The 19,103-nt window shown below is 37.3% G+C and carries 19 protein-coding genes; 3 read left to right on the top strand and 16 right to left on the bottom strand.

The genetic code is table 11. The features are described 5' to 3' along the window. Window positions 1–290 precede the first annotated feature (290 nt). From AOB46_RS06645 to AOB46_RS06680, 9 genes are all read right to left on the bottom strand, one after another. Window positions 291–1,622: a PdaC/SigV domain-containing protein gene (locus AOB46_RS06645; protein ID WP_185113846.1), complete on the bottom strand. Its 1,332-nt coding sequence runs from the start codon at window positions 1,620–1,622 to the stop codon at window positions 291–293. A gap of 152 nt (window positions 1,623–1,774) precedes the next feature. Then, window positions 1,775–3,400, bottom strand: a complete 1,626-nt coding sequence (gene groL, locus AOB46_RS06650) for a chaperonin GroEL (protein ID WP_062697564.1) — start codon at window positions 3,398–3,400, stop codon at window positions 1,775–1,777. Window positions 3,401–3,468: 68 nt separating this feature from the next. Further along, window positions 3,469–3,825: a four helix bundle protein gene (locus AOB46_RS06655; RefSeq protein ID WP_062697566.1), complete on the bottom strand. Its 357-nt coding sequence runs from the start codon at window positions 3,823–3,825 to the stop codon at window positions 3,469–3,471. Window positions 3,826–3,878: 53 nt separating this feature from the next. After that, window positions 3,879–4,157 (bottom strand): co-chaperone GroES, encoded by a 279-nt coding sequence (gene groES, locus AOB46_RS06660; RefSeq protein WP_062697568.1) that lies wholly within the window; start codon window positions 4,155–4,157, stop codon window positions 3,879–3,881. A 169-nt stretch (window positions 4,158–4,326) separates the two neighbouring features. Next, window positions 4,327–4,458, bottom strand: coding sequence for a hypothetical protein (locus AOB46_RS23965; protein ID WP_262486714.1), 132 nt, complete (start codon window positions 4,456–4,458; stop codon window positions 4,327–4,329). Between the two features lie 165 nt (window positions 4,459–4,623). Next, window positions 4,624–5,343, bottom strand: a complete 720-nt coding sequence (locus AOB46_RS06665) for a hypothetical protein (RefSeq protein ID WP_062697570.1) — start codon at window positions 5,341–5,343, stop codon at window positions 4,624–4,626. A gap of 212 nt (window positions 5,344–5,555) precedes the next feature. Continuing rightward, window positions 5,556–6,443 carry a hypothetical protein gene (locus AOB46_RS06670; RefSeq protein WP_062697572.1) on the bottom strand — a complete coding sequence of 296 codons (888 nt, stop codon included), beginning with the start codon at window positions 6,441–6,443 and terminating at the stop codon, window positions 5,556–5,558. Between the two features lie 20 nt (window positions 6,444–6,463). After that, on the bottom strand, window positions 6,464–8,848 hold the full coding sequence (locus AOB46_RS06675) for a M1 family metallopeptidase (protein WP_062697574.1): 2,385 nt from the start codon (window positions 8,846–8,848) through the stop codon (window positions 6,464–6,466). A 58-nt stretch (window positions 8,849–8,906) separates the two neighbouring features. Further along, window positions 8,907–9,485 carry a HupE/UreJ family protein gene (locus AOB46_RS06680; RefSeq protein ID WP_062697904.1) on the bottom strand — a complete coding sequence of 193 codons (579 nt, stop codon included), beginning with the start codon at window positions 9,483–9,485 and terminating at the stop codon, window positions 8,907–8,909. A 70-nt stretch (window positions 9,486–9,555) separates the two neighbouring features. Between AOB46_RS06680 and AOB46_RS06685 the strand changes: the two genes are divergently transcribed. Then, window positions 9,556–10,056 carry a DUF6702 family protein gene (locus AOB46_RS06685; protein WP_062697906.1) on the top strand — a complete coding sequence of 167 codons (501 nt, stop codon included), beginning with the start codon at window positions 9,556–9,558 and terminating at the stop codon, window positions 10,054–10,056. A gap of 617 nt (window positions 10,057–10,673) precedes the next feature. Here AOB46_RS06685 and AOB46_RS06690 read toward each other — a convergent pair. The 4 genes from AOB46_RS06690 to radA form a co-directional block, all read right to left on the bottom strand. Next, a complete protein-coding gene (locus AOB46_RS06690) occupies window positions 10,674–11,270 on the bottom strand; it encodes an ACP phosphodiesterase (protein WP_062697576.1) in 597 nt (198 codons plus the stop codon). Then, the gene (locus AOB46_RS06695; protein WP_062697578.1) at window positions 11,267–11,974 is read right to left on the bottom strand and encodes a VanW family protein; all 708 of its coding nucleotides are present in this window, start codon (window positions 11,972–11,974) and stop codon (window positions 11,267–11,269) included. Before AOB46_RS06695 ends, AOB46_RS06690 begins: the two co-directional genes overlap by 4 nt. Continuing rightward, entirely contained in the window at window positions 11,971–12,639 is a 669-nt protein-coding gene (locus tag AOB46_RS06700; RefSeq protein ID WP_241489173.1) for a class I SAM-dependent methyltransferase, read from the bottom strand. The genes AOB46_RS06695 and AOB46_RS06700 overlap by 4 nt, the downstream gene beginning before the upstream one ends. An 88-nt stretch (window positions 12,640–12,727) precedes the next feature. Further along, complete coding sequence (gene radA / locus AOB46_RS06705; protein WP_062697580.1) at window positions 12,728–14,077, bottom strand: DNA repair protein RadA; 1,350 nt, start codon at window positions 14,075–14,077, stop codon at window positions 12,728–12,730. 56 nt (window positions 14,078–14,133) lie between these two features. Here radA and AOB46_RS06710 point away from each other — a divergent pair, with 56 nt between their 5' ends. Both AOB46_RS06710 and AOB46_RS06715 read left to right on the top strand, forming a co-directional pair. Further along, complete coding sequence (locus AOB46_RS06710) at window positions 14,134–14,544, top strand: hypothetical protein (protein WP_062697582.1); 411 nt, start codon at window positions 14,134–14,136, stop codon at window positions 14,542–14,544. Window positions 14,545–14,616: 72 nt separating this feature from the next. Next, entirely contained in the window at window positions 14,617–15,183 is a 567-nt protein-coding gene (locus tag AOB46_RS06715) for a YceI family protein (RefSeq protein WP_062697584.1), read from the top strand. 154 nt (window positions 15,184–15,337) lie between these two features. Here AOB46_RS06715 and AOB46_RS06720 read toward each other — a convergent pair whose 3' ends face one another. Genes AOB46_RS06720 through AOB46_RS06730 form a run of 3 tightly spaced genes read right to left on the bottom strand, consistent with a single transcriptional unit; the run spans window position 15,338 to window position 19,072 of the window. Then, complete coding sequence (locus AOB46_RS06720) at window positions 15,338–17,032, bottom strand: bifunctional alpha/beta hydrolase/class I SAM-dependent methyltransferase (protein WP_062697586.1); 1,695 nt, start codon at window positions 17,030–17,032, stop codon at window positions 15,338–15,340. Beyond that, window positions 17,013–18,320, bottom strand: coding sequence for a phosphatase PAP2 family protein (locus tag AOB46_RS06725; RefSeq protein ID WP_157845042.1), 1,308 nt, complete (start codon window positions 18,318–18,320; stop codon window positions 17,013–17,015). Before AOB46_RS06725 ends, AOB46_RS06720 begins: the two co-directional genes overlap by 20 nt. After that, the gene (locus AOB46_RS06730; protein ID WP_062697590.1) at window positions 18,317–19,072 is read right to left on the bottom strand and encodes an SDR family NAD(P)-dependent oxidoreductase; all 756 of its coding nucleotides are present in this window, start codon (window positions 19,070–19,072) and stop codon (window positions 18,317–18,319) included. Before AOB46_RS06730 ends, AOB46_RS06725 begins: the two co-directional genes overlap by 4 nt. Between the last annotated feature and the right edge of the window lie 31 nt (window positions 19,073–19,103).

Genomic DNA, 19,103 nt, shown 5'->3' on the forward strand with positions numbered 1-19,103 from the left:
ATACAATTAAAAATAGAATGTGACCAAAGCAAAAATAAATAAAATTGAGACTTATTTTTATAATATTTTAAGTAAAGATTTATACCTTTTTTACTTCAATAACAATTATATATACTTCTATAAGTATATTTTGTTGCTAAGTTAAATTATAAGGATATAATTCCATTATGGGAAACCATAAAAGAAAAAAGCACTCACAAAAAACAGGATAGTAAATTTTAGATTAAGTTATTTTAGTAATGGGATATTATATCATTCCTAGCATTCCATTACCCATTGGCATAGGTGGTTTAAACTTTCAATTTTATTTTATCTATTGGAATATTTAAAATTCCACAACCTTTTGCGACATGAGGAAGTAAGTTTATAAAATAAATAGTAAATATTTCAGAATTAAAAGAAAAACCAAGATCATATAAATATTTGTATTTACAATATTCTAACAGTATTGAAGTACATTCTGTATCAGAATATTGATTTATCATATCAATAATAAAGAATTCAATATTTTCATAGTCACTATGGTCGATAATTTCAAATAGTGAGATTTTTCTTTCTGGTTGAAATGCAAAGTTGATACTGTAGATGTAATAATTTGGATGTGCAGAGCCAAAATAATCACTTTCGGTGATTACAATGCTTAGGAAGTCATCATTTAATGTTTCAATAGTGTAATTGACATCTAAATAAAATTCATTTTCATTACTGCTCGAAATCGAATACTTTTCGTTTTCATTTACAAAAACTCTAATATTATTTATTATTGAATATCCAAGTTGTTGCACAAAGGCATTAACAAAATCATTGTTGAACTTTTTGTTTTCAATAAAGAAAGGGATTTCGAAGGTATTCTCTATCTTAATATCTGTATTGATTTCCAATGGTAATTGTATAGTTTTTACTATAGATGTTTCATTTTGATTTTTTAACTCGAAAAAAAATGTACCTCCTTTATCTCCTGAATCAAGTAGCGAACCATACGATGGCGTTTGTATTCTATCCTCACTAAATTGCAATATGACTTGTTCTGAAAAGTGATTAAATGATAAATGCTTTTGTTCATTAGATTCTAAAACAGAAAAAACAGCATTACAAAAAGGGCTATTTTCTCCTACTTTTCCATCACTTACAGTTTCTATACCACCAGAAGTAATTGCTTGTCGAGAATATTTATTTTGTAAGGCTTTTAAACCTCCTCCACGAGTAAGTTGGAAAATTGCCCCAGAAAAACAGCTGTCAGAAATCAAAGCAATATTTCTGGCAGGTGAAGCTCTGAAAAATTTTATTAAGTCTCCAATATTAAACCAAGTAGTAATGTCATTTTTTTTAGAATCAGAACATAACCAGTAATTTGATTCTAAAGCTGGGATATATTCACCATGACCAGCGAAAATAATTAAGATTTCATCTTTTTCTAATGAGTTAATTAATTCAGAATATAGTTGATTATATAGAAATGATAATGTAGTTTGTTCTTTTTGGGCATATAGATCATAAAAGTTAAATTGATACCTTCTAAAGAGTACATCAATAAGTTTATTTGTGTCTTTTACGCAATTGGCTAAATTAGTTATTGTTTTATCCTCATATTTATCAATTGCAATGGCTATAATCTTTCTCATTTTATTAGTATAAAGAAATGGAAACAAAAATATCGGACTTTTTATTTCATAATAATATTTAAATATAAAAAGAATCATATACTTTTTCTAATAAAAAAACCGCCCTACAAAGTAGAACGGTTAGTATATTAAATTGTCTCAGCGAGACCTTGTTACATCATTCCCGGCATTCCACCACCCATTGGCATAGCTGGCTCGTCTTTTTTCACTTCAGTGATTACACATTCAGTGGTAAGAAGCATACCAGATACAGAAGCTGCGTTTTCAAGGGCAACTCTTGTTACTTTGGTAGGGTCAATGATACCTGCTTCAAGCATGTTAACGTATTCGTCAGTTTTTGCGTTGTATCCGAAGTCTCCGTTTCCTTCAGCTACTTTAGCAACAATTACGGAACCTTCACCACCAGCGTTAGCAACGATTTGTCTTAATGGCTCCTCGATCGCTCTCTTAACGATTTTGATCCCTGTTGTTTCGTCTGCATTAGTACCTGAAAGGTTTTCCAGAGACTGGATCGCTCTTACCAAAGCAACACCACCTCCGGCAACAATACCTTCTTCAACTGCTGCTCTTGTAGCGTGAAGGGCATCATCTACTCTGTCTTTTTTCTCTTTCATTTCTACTTCAGAAGCAGCACCTACGTAAAGTACGGCAACACCACCAGCTAACTTCGCTAATCTTTCCTGAAGTTTCTCTCTGTCGTAGTCAGAAGTTGTAGTTTCCATCTGAGCTTTGATCTGAGCTACTCTTCCTTTGATTTTAGCTTCGTCACCACCACCGTTTACAACCGTTGTGTTGTCTTTGTCAATCGTTACTTTCTCAGCAGTACCCAGCATATCCAGAGTAATGTTCTCCATAGTGAACCCTTGCTCTTCAGAGATTACCTGCCCACCTGTAAGGATTGCGATATCTTCAAGCATTGCTTTTCTTCTGTCTCCGAATCCCGGAGCTTTTACGGCAGCAATTTTAAGAGATCCTCTTAATTTGTTTACTACCAATGTAGCTAAAGCTTCCCCTTCAACTTCTTCAGAAATGATTAATAAAGACTTACCGCCTTGTGCGATGGGCTCAAGAACAGGAAGCAATTCCTTCATAGAAGAGATTTTCTTCTCAACCAAAAGGATATATGGGTTTTCAAGCTCAGCTAACATTTTCTCAGGGTTAGTCACGAAGTATGGAGACTGGTACCCTCTGTCAAACTGCATACCTTCTACAACATCTACCGTTGTATCGATACCTTTAGCTTCTTCTACAGTGATTACTCCTTCTTTACCTACTTTTCCGAAAGCTTCAGCGATTAGAGAACCGATGGTTTCATCATTGTTAGCAGAAACAGAAGCAACCTGCTTGATTTTATCTGTAGAATCCCCCACAGCCTGAGACTGGGATTTAAGGTTTTCAACAACAGCTGTTACCGCTTTGTCAATACCTCTTTTAAGATCCATTGGGTTAGCTCCTGCAGCTACGTTCTTAAGACCTTCTCTTACGATAGCCTGAGCAAGAACTGTAGCAGTAGTAGTACCGTCACCCGCAATATCATTGGTTTTGGAAGCTACTTCTTTTACCATCTGAGCTCCCATGTTTTCTACTTTATCTTCAAGTTCGATTTCTTTTGCTACAGAAACACCATCCTTCGTTACGTGCGGAGCACCGAAAGATTTTTCAATCACTACGTTTCTTCCCTTAGGACCTAAAGTTACTTTTACTGCATTAGCCAATGCATCTACACCTCTTTTTAAAGCGTCTCTTGATTCAATATCGAATTTTATTTCTTTTGCCATGTTGTTTAGCTTTTGGCGACTTGCTTTCGGCTTTTGGCTTTAGCAATTCGCTGTTTAATGTTATTTTTTTAATTTCCGTTGAGCCTGCTCCACAGAGTTACAAGCTTCTTTTTTAGTATGGTTAATTCTTCCAAAAGATATTGATAATCAATTTCATGAATGTATCCCAAATCTTTCGCAAGAATTAATTGGTTTTCGGCTTCATTGGACGATCCTAGGGCAATATTGATGAAATTGGCAAATTCTTTATCCGAATTTCTGCCACTTCCTTCTGAAATATTATATCCTATGGATGCAAATGATCTTCTGATTTGAGAGGTAAGTCCAAAAATTTCTTCTTTCGGAAAGCTTTTGGTTGAAGTATAAATCTTTAAAGTCAATTGGTGACTTAATTGCCAAACTTCAATTTTTTTTAAATCTCTCATGAATTATTTTCTATGTAGAAAAAGCTATTAGCCAGAAGCCAATTGCCAGAAGCTTATCCGATGATTCCCAATAAGTCAGCCTCTCTTACGATTAAATAATCTTTCCCGTCTAACTTTAATTCAGAACCTGAATATTTTCCATAAAGAACTTTGTCACCTACCTGAACAGTTGTAGGCTCATCTTTTTTACCTGGACCTACTGCCACTACAGTACCTTCCTGCGGTTTTTCTTTCGCAGTGTCCGGAATAATAATACCTGAAGCTGTTTTAGTTTCTGCCGCAATCGACTCGATAAGAACTCTGTCTGCTAATGGTTTAAAGTTTACTGACATAATATGTTATATTTTTTAATTATTTCTGTCTAGTAATTCTCTAAATGTATGCCACAGACAGGGGGTGGATGAAATGGCAGAATTTTATTCTTCAGTGTGAAAATTTGGCAGAAAAATAAAAAAGCCGGAAAATTCCCGGCTGATGTTTTACATTGAATGAATGGCTAGATTAAGGACAGTACTGTCCCGGTCCGATCCATAAGATACATTTTCCCTGGTTGTTGTACTCGCAGCAGACGATTCTTCCGCCGCCAAGAATAGCTTTTTGAGCTTCTTTACTTAATGATTTCAGATTTTTCATACCATATATTTTATTATTCTGCATTCCTGAACATTTAAAGTCAATCAGGAGCTTTGATATTTGGTGTTATGAAGTATCCCAAAGGTATAGCTTTTTGCTCCTTGTATCATGTACAATATGTAGACCCGTTCCGGTGATTGGTAGCTGGTTAATTTCTGGAAATCATTATTGCTGAACAGGTTCCATGATCATGTTTCTTCCACCCATATTTATTTCCTGCTTCAGAACTTTTCTCGTTTCAGGATCGATGTAATAAGTAGTGGTTGATGTCTTATCACTAATGTCATCCGTTGTTTTTACGGCCCATACTTTCTTGCCGTTGAGATCAGCTTTTTGTGTGTCCAGGATATAGGCTTTTATAATTCCTTTTTTAGCTCTTGGGTTATAATCAAAAACAGAAAGTTCTGCGGTGTAGTTTTCTTTAAGCGGCAGGTACCGGAGAAGAGCAGGATAACTGCTGCTGTCGAAATAATTTTCTCCCGGAAGATCTATAGTTTCTTTCTGTTGTGTTTTTTTGTCGAGGTAATATCCGGTGATTTTGTTTTTCCCGGATTTGAGCACCATATCCCTCATCGGATTATAAGAGGAATGATAAACCGGTTGAAAATCCGTTGTTTTTACGATGGTGGAATCTACCCAGCTTCCTTCCATCTGTTTCATTTTAACAGTCGTTTTAATGAGAAGATCTGTTTTGTTTATTTTTTTTAACTCATTAATGATACTTCCGATCTCCATTTTGTTTCCGGCATTTTCAGCATACCATGAAAATTCTGAGGTTTCATCTTTGATCAGTTTAGGATCAATTTTGTTTTGTTTAGGGGTGAGCAGACTTTGAGAAAATAAATTGGCACTGCTTATTATTAAAAGGAAAAGAAAATTTTTCATAGTTTTTTAATAATAAGTAGTGCCGTATATTGTAAAAGTTACAAAGTGCTGGCTGTTAGCTTTTTTCCGGTAGTCTGAGTTGGACTGGCTTTTTTTCTTAACTCAACTTAAAACTTAATTTGCTCTTAATGGTTCAAATAAAATTTAAGCAGCTCTAAAATATTTTTATGAAAAAGAAAAGTTCACCAATACGGTGAACTTTAAAGTTGAATTTATTTACAGGCTTGTTTATAATCATCAATCAGTTTTCTGTACATCTGGGTAAACATCTCCGTTTTGTAATGCATATTGATTCTTGCTGCTTCTGCTCCTTTTTTTCCTTTTATTAATGCTTTTGCTTCTGCATTATACTTCTTTCTGCTTTCCTTAAATGTTTTGTTGGAAAAATATTCATTCTGCCTTGCTTCATCTACTTTTTTTAGAAATTCAGGGCAGTCGGCTCCTACAATTTCGTAAGCCTTATAAAATTTTTTATAAAGGGTTTTCATATTGAATATCGCCAAAGGACTTAGAGAACTGTAATCTACCGGAGCTACTGCAATATTTTCATCGGGTTTGCTCAGATAAATCATAACATACATTAATTCGCAGTTGTCTTCATTTCCGTCAAATGACGTTGAAAAGCTATTCCCATGATTGGCTTTGCACGTCATACTTCGATAGCCGTAAAGGTTAATAGGACCTTTTTCCATTAGAGGAAGCATCAGTACCTTTCCCTCCGATTCCATTTCCAGATCATTATTTATATCTTTTACAATACGTTTGTCCATTTGAAATGTTTCCTGGGTATCTTCGTTGGTATAAATCAGGCTTTTAATATCCGAAACAGGAATAAGCTGTATCTCATTATCAGCTTGTGATGATTTGAATTTAACTTCTTTTCTGTCCAGATGGGCATTTTTACCTTTTGTACCCATAAACTGGAATGTCGCTACGTCTGGAAGGCTAAAATCCTGGGCAAATCCTTTTTTTGTACTTCCGTCTTCCATCAGGATTTCAATTGGGAGGAAGTCTCTTTTGCCTGTATAAAACTGTAAAGATTGGGCATATAGAACAGATACTGTCATCAGAGACAGAAACAGGGTAATAAATTTTTTCATGCTTATTGTTAATGATTGTTTTAGCTTTTTCCGGCGGCCTGCATAGGATTGGTTTTGCCGTTTGATCCGCCTCTTACAGGGCCATCCTGCTTCTGTTTGAATAACTGGAATTTTGAAACCTGGCTGTCTGTACCGTTGCTGCTCCAGAAATTATTGGACGTATCAATATCAGCGGTTTCTCTCATAGGATCCAGCTGAATCGACTTTACTTTTTTGTCAAAGTAATAGGTCTTTGAAACCTTCTGTTCATTATGTCTCCAGATCTGGGCAGATGATTTGTCATAGGCTTTAGAACCATCTTCAAACGTAAATTCAAGGATGATTGGCATTACCAGTCCGCCTTTATTAACGAAATCAACCTGGTAGCCGGTCATATTTTTAAATTTCTCTTTATCCTTGACATCCAGAGCCTGGGTTGCTTCTGTTTTGGCCGTATATTCCTTATCCTGATTTACTTTTTCCTGGCCTCTGTCATATCGGTAATAGAAGTCCTGTGTTTCCTTATCTTTATCTACGTAGAACGAAATATTTTTATCTTCCCTGTTTCTGATCTTTGAAATATCTTCAAACTCATTCTGCAGAGGCTTATCTACCTTGTATTTTGTTTCTTTAGCTTCTTTTGGAGGAGTGTTCAGGTCAGGAGTGGCCATCGTTACCTTATCAATGGCAATATCCACAGGATCTGTTCCGTAGAACCATCCTCTCCAGAACCAGTCAAGGTCTTCCCCGCTGGCATCTTCCATCGTACGGAAGAAATCCGCTGGTTCAGGATGCTTGAAGGCCCATCTTTTGGCGTAGGTTTTAAAGGCTTTGTCAAATAATTCTCTTCCCATGATTGTTTCACGGAGAATATTCAGTCCGGTAGCAGGTTTTGAATAGGCATTCGGCCCAAACTGAATAATGTTTTCAGAATTACTCATGATAGGCTCCAGCTGATTCTTCGGAAGCTTCATATAATCCACAATTGTCCAGGCCGGTCCTCTTTTTGACGGGAATTTATTGTCCCATTTTTCCTCTGTAAGATACTCGGTAAAAGTATTCAGACCTTCATCCATCCAGCTCCATTGTCTTTCGTCTGAATTGATGATCATCGGGAAAAAGTTATGGCCGACTTCGTGGATAATTACCCCAATCATCCCATTTTTAGTTCCCTCAGAATACGTTCCGTCTTTTTCCGTTCTTCCGAAATTGAAGCAGATCATTGGATACTCCATCCCGTTGGCCGCTTCCACAGACTGGGCAACAGGGTAGGGGTAAGGAATGGTGAATTCTGAATAGGTTTTAATAGTGTGTGCTACCGCTTTGGTGGAGAATTTCCGGTACAGCCCATAAGCTTCTTTCGGGTAAAAGCTCATGGCCATTACTTTATTGTTGTTTTCAGGAATGGTGACTCTCATTCCGTCCCAGACAAATTTTCTTGAAGAAGTCCATGCGAAATCTCTTACGTCATTGGCTTCAAATACCCAGGTTTTTCTCTGTTTCGAATGATTTTTCTCTGCTTTTTTAGCTTCGTCCAGCGTTACAATTTCAATCGGTTCCGCCGCATTTTCAGCTTTACGGTATCTGGACATCTGGTCTGAAGTCAGCACCTGCTCATAATTTTTACATTCCCCTGTTCCGCCAACAATATGATCAGCAGGAACATTCATTGAAACTTTAAAATTTCCGAATACCAAAGCAAATTCGCCTCTTCCGGTGAACTGATGGTTCTGCCAGCCCTGGAAATCACTGTAAACACACATTCTTGGGTACCACTGGGTCATTGTATAAAGATCGTTACCGTCTTCCTTAAAATTTTCATAGCCTCCACGGCCTCCCATCTGAATACGGTTCGGGATATTATAATTCCAGTCTATCTTAAATACGATTTTTTCGCCTTTCTTTAGAACTTTCGGAAGATCAATCCGCATCATGGTTTTGTTGACTGTAAACTTCAGCGGATTTCCGGAAGCATCTGTTACCTTTTCAAGATTAACACCATAGCCGTTGTCTTTTTCCGGAAGCTCGGTTACTTTAAGCTGGTCATCATTAATAGATGAAGGAAGGGTAGACGAGGTCTGGTAACCTGCATTTTTTACCGTAGACTGCTCATTTTCATCAAGCTGAAGCCAGAGGTAATCCAGATCGTCCGGTGAATTGTTATAATAAGTAACGGTTTCAGATCCTTTCAGGTTTCTCTTATCCTCATCAAGATAAGCCGTGATATTATAATCTGCCCTGTTCTGCCAGTATCCATGGCCTGGCGCTCCTGATGCGGTTCTGTAAATATTGGGCGTAGGAAGAATTGTTCCCAGCTGCTCAAATTTATTTCCATGGTTGCTCCCCGGATTATTCTGGATATTCTGTGCGGTGACACCTGTATATGTGAATACAGCAAATGAAAGGGCGGCTGCTTTTAGCTTCATAACCGAATTGATTTAAGGATGATCAAAGATAATAATATTTACATGAGAAATTGAAAGCTTAAAAAGGAATTCTTTCTAAAGTCATCTTCAATGAAAGGGCAAATACTCCGGAGGATACAAAAAGGATCCAGTCTTTTTTGTTGACCTTAAAAATATGAAGAAGAATAAAAAGAACAACCAGAATTACAGCCACAATAACAATCTGTCCCAGTTCCAGACCAATATTAAATCCTAATAAAGGTACCGCTATGCTCTGGCTTTTGGCAATCATTACCCTTGCTGTGTTGGCAAATCCCATCCCGTGAACAAGACCGAAGATCAGAGCCAGATAATAATTAGCCCGCATCAGGGTCTGTTTCTTATTTTTCATGATGATGTTATCCAGCGAGGTCAGGACAATGGTGAGTGGGATCAGAAATTCTACCCACGCAGATGGAAATCTGAAGATATCCAGAATGCTTAATGCCAGGGTTATGGAATGCCCGATTGTGAAGGCAGTCACAAGGATCAGAATTTTTTTCCAGTCACTGTAGGAATATACTGCAATCAGAGCCAGAACAAATAACTGGTGATCCAGAGCATCCAATGAAATAATATGTTCCCATCCAAGGTTTAAATAAAATAGAAAATCCTGCATCATAACGTAAAAATATAATGCGTACGAAAATAATGATTAATTTCGGAACAAATTTTAAATGTCCGGATTTATGAAGATTTTATGGCTGTTCCTGCTCCCTGTAGTGTTCCTGTTTTCTTTTGCAAAAGGAAAACATCCTTATCATGTGGGTTCAGTTGAAATTAATTACAACACAAAATCAAGAACCTTTGAGATTACCGGACGATTCTTTCTTGATGATCTGGAAAACGGGCTCAGCAAAAAATATGGAGGTGCTTTCCATTTTAATGATGAAAAATATAAAACAAAGCTCAATGATGCTCTCCGGAAATACTGTACAGAATATTTCAAATTGAAAGGAGATGGTAAATTCCTGAAGATCAATTATGTGGGCTATGAAGAAGACAGTGAATCCGTAAATGTTTACCTAGAATCAGAAACCGTTCCTGTTCCTAAAAAAGTAGAAGCTGCTGTCAGTTTCCTGTATAATTTATTTGATGATCAGATTAATATTGTACACATCATTATACAAGGGAAGAGAGAGAGTGAAAAACTGACCTATCCTAACCGTTATCTCTACCGCCAGTTTTAATCAGATGTTAATTTTTAAATCTGCAACTCTCCTGTTTGGGTATTTTCTGCTTCTTTTTAATCTCTTACTGAAATATTAAATCACTAAATATTGATTAATAATTTTAAAGGGATTGTATTTTCAAAAATAAATTATTGAATTATTTTCATTTTTTAATCTGTTTTGTTGATTAATTATATGTTATAAATTGTTTTTAATTTATTAATTTATATAATATTTGTTTTTTGTTTAAAAAAAGCTATATTTGTTTGTGCCTATTTGATGATTTCTGAATCTTGTTTCAAGAGTTCATAAAAATCTGAAAAAAGAAAAAAATGGCCCTGAACGGAATAAATAAGACAGAGAAATTCTGGTAAAAAAAGAAATTCTTTACTGCGATATTCTGAACAATAAATACCGTTTGGATTAAGTAGGGATAAGAACTTATGAGTAAAACTTAGCCTTATACAGGCCAAATAAAAATAAAAACATCAGACACAAAATAAAACCACAGATTAAGAAAAAATTAGTTCGTAGGTTTAAATAAGGTAAAAAAGTTCCCGTTTTACTGAATTTAAGGTCGAAGATTCTAATAAACACAATCATCTAAAAACACTTGCTTTGAGGTAAGTGTTTTTTTATTCATGGTTCATTTGAAGTTGTGCATTGATTTCCCTGATATGCGTGAACAGATCAGGAAAAAAATCATTATAACATTGCTGAAGAAAAGATTTGTTTTTAAGGAAAGCGTCAAAAACAGGAATATCCTTTTCCAGATATCGGGCTTTGTTCAGAACATTCCGGATGCTGAACTGAATGCCCCAGTCTTCGCGATAATTATAAAGCCAGTCATCTTTTTCCATCTTTTCCAGCATTTTTTTGAAATTTTCAGGGAGCCACTGCTCATGCTCATGGAGAACTCTGTACACGTTCAGAGAATGCATTTTCCAGCCTTCCAGGGAATGTAATGTAAGATCATTGGCAACAAAATAATCCATGGCAACATCTACAAAAGCTCCGGCATAAAGCCTTACCAAAGGGGAAAATGCTTTCTTTGCCTCATGAATAGCAGGGTGGGAATCTGTGAAAGTGTCAATGGCCCGGTGAAGGGTAATGCCGTCCTGAATTTCTTTCGGAAAAGAAAATCTATCCCTGTTACGGATGAAATCTTCCAGAAACTGTCCTACAATCTGGCCGTTTGAAAAGGTGAGAAAAGAATGCGCTAAATAATTCATAACCGAATATAAAAATTTTTAAACAATAGTCTACTGTCTGCAAAAGTCTCTACCCATACACCTTTTTCTGTTTCAGTATATTGAAACTGTATTTCGCTCAAAGGAATGTTTTCCGGCGAGATTAAAACAAGATGAAGCTCCTGATTATCAACAAAGCTCCGAAACTGAACAGGAAACGGAAAAATGTTCTGTACCTGCAGGTCTTTATAGCCGTAAACCACAGTACAGTCAGACCCCAGCGGTGTAAAACGTTCATGTTCCTTATAGATGTCAATAGAATGTGGATATCGTTCCACGATTTTTAACCCCGACTGAAGGGCTGCATAATAAAGAATAGAGGAAAACTGGCAGATTCCGCCGCCCGTTCCGCTCGAAATATGGTTTCGGATAAGATTCCGTCCTTCTTTGAAATTATTTTCCGGAGTAGGCTTTCCAATCAGTTTCCAGAAAGACAATACTTCATTGGGTTTAATCACAAGATTATTAATTTTTCCGCTGACCACTTTTAAATTGTGAATTTTATTTTCAATGAATTCACCTTTCTTAATGCTCTGGCGGAAATTCCTGCTGTACGGTCCGATATCTTCCTGCCGGTATTCTTTCCCATACCGATGTCCGGACCTCTCTTCATGAAGATAACGCTGCAATAATTTTAACCGCAGCTTCCATGGATCAGGGATTATATTCTTTAGCAGCCGTTTCATATTTTTTCAAGTACTGCAATATGATAGGAGGCCCAACGTTTCAGAAAAGTCCGGCAGAGCAGAATATCAACAGGAAGGAAAAACTTTCTGATGCTCCCGGGAATCCTGTGCACAGGGAAAAGTAAAATACCCGTAGTGCTTTTGACCCTCCATCCGTCTTTTGACAGCTGTGAGATTTCCGAAGGTGTAAAGCTGTTACCCGCATGCCAGTCTTCCTGAGGTGAAACTGTTTTTCTTCTGGCTTTGGTAGGATAATCAAAAATCAGAATCCCGCCGCTGTTTAACTTTCTGCTGCATTCATCAAGGAATTTCCGGGTTTCATCTTTCGTCTGGTGCATAATCACATGAAAGCAGAATATACAATCAAATAAAGTGTCAAACGGGATTTTTGAAATTTCTCCTGCAGAAATTATTTTATCGGGATGCTTTTCGCGGGCGATCTGGAGCATCTGTTCACTGAAATCAGTGCCGTGGGTTGCCCAACCGAGAAGTCTGCCTGTTCCGCATCCCAGATCCAATATTTTAGAATATTTTGTACGACGGAAAAACGAACTTAAAAATACCTTTTCCTGCTGGTCGATATACTTCCCGTAAGAATTTCCGAAACGGTTTTCGTCATAGGTATCTGCAAGGTTATTATAATATTCCCGGATATTGGTTTTCATAATTCTAATTTCTTTTGTGAAAATAACTAATCCGGAGCATTTTATCAACCTTATTTCCTATGTTTTCGGAAAGCATACTTATCAGACATTAAAAAAGCCTTTCGTGGAAATCTTCAATTTTACTTACTTCCTCTATTTTGATTCCGAATTTTCTTTTCGGGATTTTGTTGAGGTTGGATACAAAAATTTTTTCATAGCCCAGCTTTTCAGCTTCCGAGATTCTTTGCTCAGCCTGAGCAATAGGACGGATTTCTCCGCTCAGCCCGATCTCTCCTGCAAAACAATAGTGTTCAGAAATGGCAATATCTTCATTGGACGAAAGTATAGAAGCCACCACAGCAAGATCTAATGCAGGATCATCTGTCTTGATTCCTCCTGTTATATTTAAAAATACATCTTTTGCACCCAACTGAAATCCTGCACGCTTTTCGAGGACTGCTAGAAGCATATTCAGCCTTTTGGCATCAAATCCGGTGGAACTTCTTTGTGGAGTGCCATATACAGCCGTACTTACCAGAGCCTGTATTTCCAGCAGCATCGGCCGGTTTCCTTCCAGGGTTACCGCAACGGAATTCCCGGAAAGCTCTTCAAATTTTTTGGTAATAAGAATCTCCGAAGGATTTTTGATTTCCTTCAATCCCTGTGAAATCATTTCATAGATTCCGATCTCAGCGGTAGATCCAAAACGGTTTTTATTGGCCCTCAGCAGTCGGAAGAGATGATTTCTGTCACCATCAAAATTCAGAACAACATCTACCATGTGTTCCAGTACCTTTGGCCCGGCAATCTGGCCGTCTTTCGTGATATGACCTACCAGGAAAACCGGAGTATTGTTTTCTTTGGCAAACTTAATGATCTCATTGGAACATTCCCGGATTTGGGAAACAGTACCCGGGGAGCTTTCAATGAGCTGGGACTGAAGAGTTTGTATAGAGTCAATAATCATAAAATCCGGTTCGAGCTTTTTGGCTTCATGGAGAATTTTTTCCAGGGATGTTTCTGTAAAAAGAAAGCAGTTTGGGTTCTGAAGATCTGTTAGCCTGTCTGCCCTCATTTTAATCTGGGAAGCACTTTCCTCTCCGGAAACATAGAAGATTTTCTTCTTCATTTTCAAAGCAAGCTGCAGAAGAAGCGTAGATTTCCCGATTCCCGGCTCACCGCCGATCAGGGTCACAGAACCTAAAACAATTCCGCCGCCCAAAACACGGTTCAGTTCTTCGGAAGGTGTTTTTATTCTGGGTTCTTCACTGGTTTCAACTTCAATAATGTTGATGACGTGCTGCTTTGATTTTGAGAAAGGCGGAGTTTTAGGCGACGTTTTTTCAACGACTTCTTCCACCAGGGTATTCCACTGCCCGCAGTTTTTACACTGCCCCATCCATTGGGAATATTGGGTTCCGCAGTTTTGACAGAAATATGCTGTTTTTAGTTTTGCCATACTGCGAAGGTAAAGAAAATGAATTTTGATTTTGAATTTTTAACTAATTTTCAGGAATGAAAAATGTCTTACTGAAAAGCATTCTTATTTTAGGAATCATGACCTTTCTGAATGCAGGGCTCGTTGGTGAGTCGGTGAAGCTGATAGGAATGCCGCCTTCAAGCCATACGTTACACGGTTTTGCCGTATTTGTAGGAGGTCTTATCATCAGTGGAATAAGCTTTGCAACCATCCTGATTTTTAAAAGAAGTTATGGTGCAGTCTGGAAAGTGGCCGTTCTGTTTGAAATTCTTTATCTGGTGATGCTTTTGTGGTCCCGGGTAAATCCATTGGTTTATTTTACCCAACGTACTGATGACAGTCTTATTGATCTGTTGCTGTATGTAAATTCAATCGTTGTGTTTCTTATCATCTTTCTTTTTGATTTTGTTTTTTCTAAAATAACTTCTGCAAAAAATAAAAACTAACATAGATCAAGCTGTAAATTTCTTTTATATCTTATCTTTACTCAATAATATTAATGTAAAATTATAATTACAATGAAAAAAGTATTTTTATCCTTCGTATTTACGTTGTTAAGCATTGTAGGTTTTGCCCAGACCGGATGGGTGGTGGATCCAATGCACTCTTCTGTTAATTTCAATATCAAACATATGGGAATCAGTTTTGTGCAGGGGCGTTTTGATAAATTTAGCGGAAAAATATCCACTGAGGGAGCCAATCTGGATAATGCCTCTTTTAATTTTACGGTTGAGGTGAATTCCATTAATACCGGTGTGGAAATGAGAGATAAACATCTTAAAAGCAAGGATTTTTTCGATGGTGAAATGTATCCGGAAATGACATTCTTCAGTTCTTCCGTCACCAAGGATAAGAACGGGTATATTTTAAAAGGAAAACTGAAAATTAAAGAAGTGGTGAAAGATATCAGCGTTCCGGTAACATTCGGAGGGATAACCAAAAACCAGAAAGGAAAGGAGGTCATGGGAATCCAGTCTAAATTTACCATCAACCGCCTTGACTATGACATTAAATATGATCCTACGGGAGCGGGTGTTGCCAAAGATGTAGACGTAAACGTATATTTTGAGCTGGTAAAACAGTAATTCATACAACTTACAACGAAAAAGGTTTTTCAGATTACTGGAAAACCTTTTTTTATTTGGAATTTATTCAGATGTAACGGTATTCAGGCAGAATTATGGAATTCCACGGATATCAAAAATTAAATTTTTTTAGTTGTAAGTGTTCAGCAAAGATTCAGAAATTAACTGTGCCAGAGGAAACCGTAAAGATTCCGAAATCATCAATCAGCATATTTTCTTTCCGTACCCCGTTGTAAACCATAACCCTGTCAAGTTCTTTCTGGGAGCGTCTTCTCATGATCCAGTCTTTATTCTGATGATTGTTCAGAACGTAAGCGATCATTTTCAGCTGCGGATGCCATGGCTGTCCCGTGTAAACAACGAAAGAATTCTTTTCAGAAATGGAAACAGCTCCGCGGATTGCCCTGGAAGCCGCTTCATTGTCCCCGAAAAGCTCCAGTATTCCCGAAATAATAGTGATATTCGGTTCGAACTCTAATTTATGATACGTTTCGGGATCAAAGCAGTCAAAATTGGTAAAACGGATATTCTGATAGTTTTTTTCACGAATCTTCTTTTCACCAATCTCAATATTGCTTTTTACAAATTCATTGATCACGATTTCAGCATCGGGATATTTTTCTTTGATATCGAATAAATAATTTCCGGTTCCGCCGGCAATATCAAGAATTTTAATCTTTCTGCCTTCCTGTTGTAAGGTCTTTATATTTTTTTCCAAAAGCTGGATCAGGTGCTGTTTCCTGATACGGATTCCTCTCCAGCCAATGGCATTAAGATAATTTTTATCCATCATTTTGCCAAAACCGAACTTTCCCTTGGGTTCATTCTGGTAAACGTAATCCAGAGAGGCTCCTGAGTCGAACCCATAAGTAAGACCGATGGCCATGCCATTACTTATTTTTCCGATTTTTCCAAGAGATATTTTCTGGAGCTTAAAGTTCAGAGTATTGCCTACATTATTTTTAAGATCGTTATATTCTTTTAATGAAAACGGATCAGGAGAAAGGGAGGCGGGCTTCTGAGCTTTACTGAAACACTTTTCCGCAAAATCAGCAATCTTATCATAGACTTTTTCTTTTCCGGTGTCAAATAAAATACCGTGGAAAAATCCGGGCAGGACTTCATAGTGTTTCAGGTCCGTATCCAGCCGGTCAAGGAAGATTTTTTGATCTTTATTAAAAACGACATGGTCTTTTCCTGCAGCTAAAATCAGGGTCGGAGTATCTATGGCTTCAGCATCTTCTACCAAACGTTTTCCTGCTTTGGCAAGGTCAATAAGAAGTTCAGCATCTATAGATCTTGAGATCAGCGGATCTGTATCGTAGGCATTTTGCTGAACGGGATCGTGGGTTAGCATTGTAGACTTTACATAGCTTTTGATGATCAGCCCTTTTTTTAGTTTAGTTCCCAGTGTGATCATTTCATTCGCCAGAGGAACAATAAGATTGATTCTGAAAGCAGGTGCCAGAAGGGCCATTCCAGCAATAGCCGGAGCGAAGTCATGGGCCCAGGCTGAAGCAACTACCCCTCCGATACTGTTGGCAGCAACGAATATATCAGAGATGTTAACACTGTATTCTGACATGATAAATCTGGAAAATGAATCCAGATCCCTCACATAATCCATAAAAACAGATGAGGTTTTGGTTTCCGTATGGCCATGCCCGCGGAGATCGAAGGCGAAAATGTTGTATTTTGAAAATTGTGGAGCCTGCGCAATATCATTCAGCCTTTCTGAATGCTCATGCCCCCGGTGAATCATAATAATACTTTTCTGGCCGGGCTGATAATTCCATTCACGGTAGAAAATAGGATTATTGTCAAAACTCTTAAAATGTCCGCTGTTCATAATTTAATTTTTTCATAAATTCCTGAAGATAAGAATGAATTACTGCATTCTTATTCAGGGTTTTCATGGTGGTTATTGCTTCCTCTAAAGGTAAAGATAAAATATTTTTCATTACCAGAATTCCTACTATTGAACTTCTGGTAAAGCCCATCGTACAATGGATGATGATTTGTCCGCCTTCAGGAAGCTTTGTATAATGTTCTGTGATCTCAGTAACTAATGTTCTGATCCGTTTCATATCTGGAGTTCCGATATCCAGAAACGGAACAGAATGATAATCCGGTAGCTTTTTCCATTCGGAAATTTCTTCCATTTCTGCCGCCAGGTCGTAGATTATGGTATGATTGCTGATTGTAAAACAGGGAAGATTGTTATGACCCGGTCTTGAAGAAATATAAATACCGGGAACAATCAGTAAAGGCCTTTTATTTTTTCGGAAAAATCTCCATAATATCCAATATACCAGAAGATATGGGGCATAAAAGACTTTTCTCAGGAAAGGAATACTTCCATTTTTATCTTTTAAAAAATTAGCCGCACTCTTTTGATAATGATAGCCGATTATGATTGACATAAGAGACGGCCAAAGTACCAACAATCCAGTGGAACCAAAGTTTTTGTAGAGTAGCAGTGCTGCCGAGGCTGTGATCCATCCGAATAGAAAATAAAAGTTGGCCACCTGAAAATTCCGGTACCTGAAATCATTTTTACGATAAGGAAACAGAACAAAACTGAGGTGGGCAAGAACAGCTCCTGATAGAATGTCAATACAATGATGCTGATAGGTGGTCAGTGTAGAAAGTCCCAGCAGAATGAGCCACAGCATACAAAAAATCCGCAGTCTTTTTAAACTTCTGAGAACAGGCCAGAAAATAAATGCATAGGCAATATGCAGTGACGGTGCCTGGTTAAAAGGAGAATCAAAGGTTTCTAAAAACCGGAAAGAGTAACCCAATAAAAAATGATCTGTTTCAGGTTTTACCAAAGAAAATTTCAATGGAAACAACAGGAAACAAATTCCTGCCGTAATGGTTACAAAAAGCACTCGGCTGGTCAGAACTTTAAGTTGTTCCCTGTTTTTACAGAGGAAAAACACCAGAACGAAAAATAACCCGCTGGTCATATAAGGAATAATTGTCCAGGGTAGAAACGGAATATATTTTTCAAAATCAAAAACAAATGAAGGAACAGTTTTCTGTCTTGAAATAAGCCAGGCTGTATAATTGTACACGACTGTGAAAACAATAGCACAAAGAATAAAAGCAGAAAATTTTTGCTGTATTTTCAATCGTTTTTCATCCATTGGGCTTTCCTGAACATAATTAAATTAAGGAATGAAGAGGGGAGAACAGCTAAAGACTTCATCATCCACTTCATTTTGGAAGGGAAAATAATGAAATTTTCTTTTTTCTCTATCGCTTTGGTAATTTCGGAAACGGCAGTGTCAACATCTGTAAGAAAAGGTTTTTTGCTTAAATCCTGATGATTGAGCTGCCTTAATTTTTCAGTATCTACATAGCCGGGCGCAATAGTTGTTACAGAAATTCCAAAAGGTTTCAAGGCTCTTCGGTAAGCATCAGCAATCTGAATCACTGAGCGTTTTGTTTTGGTATAAAGGCTTGAGTTTTCATAGTCTAGTATTCCGGAAACAGAGGCAATAACCACAATGCTTCCTTTACTCTGTCCTTTCATCGTTTTTCTTGCTGCTTCAAAGCTATTGACTGTCCCCAGAATATTGGTTTGCAGCATTTCTTCCGCTTCTTCATAGGAAATCTTTCCGGCAACATCTTCAGCATAGCTTCCCGCGCAGTTGATGAAAATATCAAGATCACGATTATCCACAAGAAAGAGCTCCAATGTGGATAAGATTGAATTCAGATTACAAACATCAGCCTGAAATGATCTTAAGTTTTTATCATTATTTTCAGGAATTTTAGACAGATTTCTCCCGCAAACCCCTACATAGTGGCCTTTTGAAAGATAGTGGCTGGCCAGCGCATAACCTATACCGGAAGTTCCGCCTGCAATAAAAATATTCATAAGCTTTGTGATGTTCAATATTACGTAAAAA

Origin of the sequence: Chryseobacterium indologenes, assembly GCF_001295265.1 — a bacterium.
GTDB lineage: Bacteria > Bacteroidota > Bacteroidia > Flavobacteriales > Weeksellaceae > Chryseobacterium > Chryseobacterium indologenes_A.

Bases quoted from the DNA above. Each gene is read 5' to 3' on its own strand.
- AOB46_RS06645 (WP_185113846.1), bottom strand. From the start codon at position 1,622: ATGAGAAAGATTATAGCCATTGCAATTGATAAATATGAGGATAAAACA.
- groL (WP_062697564.1), bottom strand. From the start codon at position 3,400: ATGGCAAAAGAAATAAAATTCGATATTGAATCAAGAGACGCTTTAAAA.
- AOB46_RS06655 (WP_062697566.1), bottom strand. From the start codon at position 3,825: ATGAGAGATTTAAAAAAAATTGAAGTTTGGCAATTAAGTCACCAATTG.
- groES (WP_062697568.1), bottom strand. From the start codon at position 4,157: ATGTCAGTAAACTTTAAACCATTAGCAGACAGAGTTCTTATCGAGTCG.
- AOB46_RS23965 (WP_262486714.1), bottom strand. From the start codon at position 4,458: ATGAAAAATCTGAAATCATTAAGTAAAGAAGCTCAAAAAGCTATTCTT.
- AOB46_RS06665 (WP_062697570.1), bottom strand. From the start codon at position 5,343: ATGAAAAATTTTCTTTTCCTTTTAATAATAAGCAGTGCCAATTTATTT.
- AOB46_RS06670 (WP_062697572.1), bottom strand. From the start codon at position 6,443: ATGAAAAAATTTATTACCCTGTTTCTGTCTCTGATGACAGTATCTGTT.
- AOB46_RS06675 (WP_062697574.1), bottom strand. From the start codon at position 8,848: ATGAAGCTAAAAGCAGCCGCCCTTTCATTTGCTGTATTCACATATACA.
- AOB46_RS06680 (WP_062697904.1), bottom strand. From the start codon at position 9,485: ATGCAGGATTTTCTATTTTATTTAAACCTTGGATGGGAACATATTATT.
- AOB46_RS06685 (WP_062697906.1), top strand. From the start codon at position 9,556: ATGAAGATTTTATGGCTGTTCCTGCTCCCTGTAGTGTTCCTGTTTTCT.
- AOB46_RS06690 (WP_062697576.1), bottom strand. From the start codon at position 11,270: ATGAATTATTTAGCGCATTCTTTTCTCACCTTTTCAAACGGCCAGATT.
- AOB46_RS06695 (WP_062697578.1), bottom strand. From the start codon at position 11,974: ATGAAACGGCTGCTAAAGAATATAATCCCTGATCCATGGAAGCTGCGG.
- AOB46_RS06700 (WP_241489173.1), bottom strand. From the start codon at position 12,639: ATGAAAACCAATATCCGGGAATATTATAATAACCTTGCAGATACCTAT.
- radA (WP_062697580.1), bottom strand. From the start codon at position 14,077: ATGGCAAAACTAAAAACAGCATATTTCTGTCAAAACTGCGGAACCCAA.
- AOB46_RS06710 (WP_062697582.1), top strand. From the start codon at position 14,134: ATGAAAAATGTCTTACTGAAAAGCATTCTTATTTTAGGAATCATGACC.
- AOB46_RS06715 (WP_062697584.1), top strand. From the start codon at position 14,617: ATGAAAAAAGTATTTTTATCCTTCGTATTTACGTTGTTAAGCATTGTA.
- AOB46_RS06720 (WP_062697586.1), bottom strand. From the start codon at position 17,032: ATGAACAGCGGACATTTTAAGAGTTTTGACAATAATCCTATTTTCTAC.
- AOB46_RS06730 (WP_062697590.1), bottom strand. From the start codon at position 19,072: ATGAATATTTTTATTGCAGGCGGAACTTCCGGTATAGGTTATGCGCTG.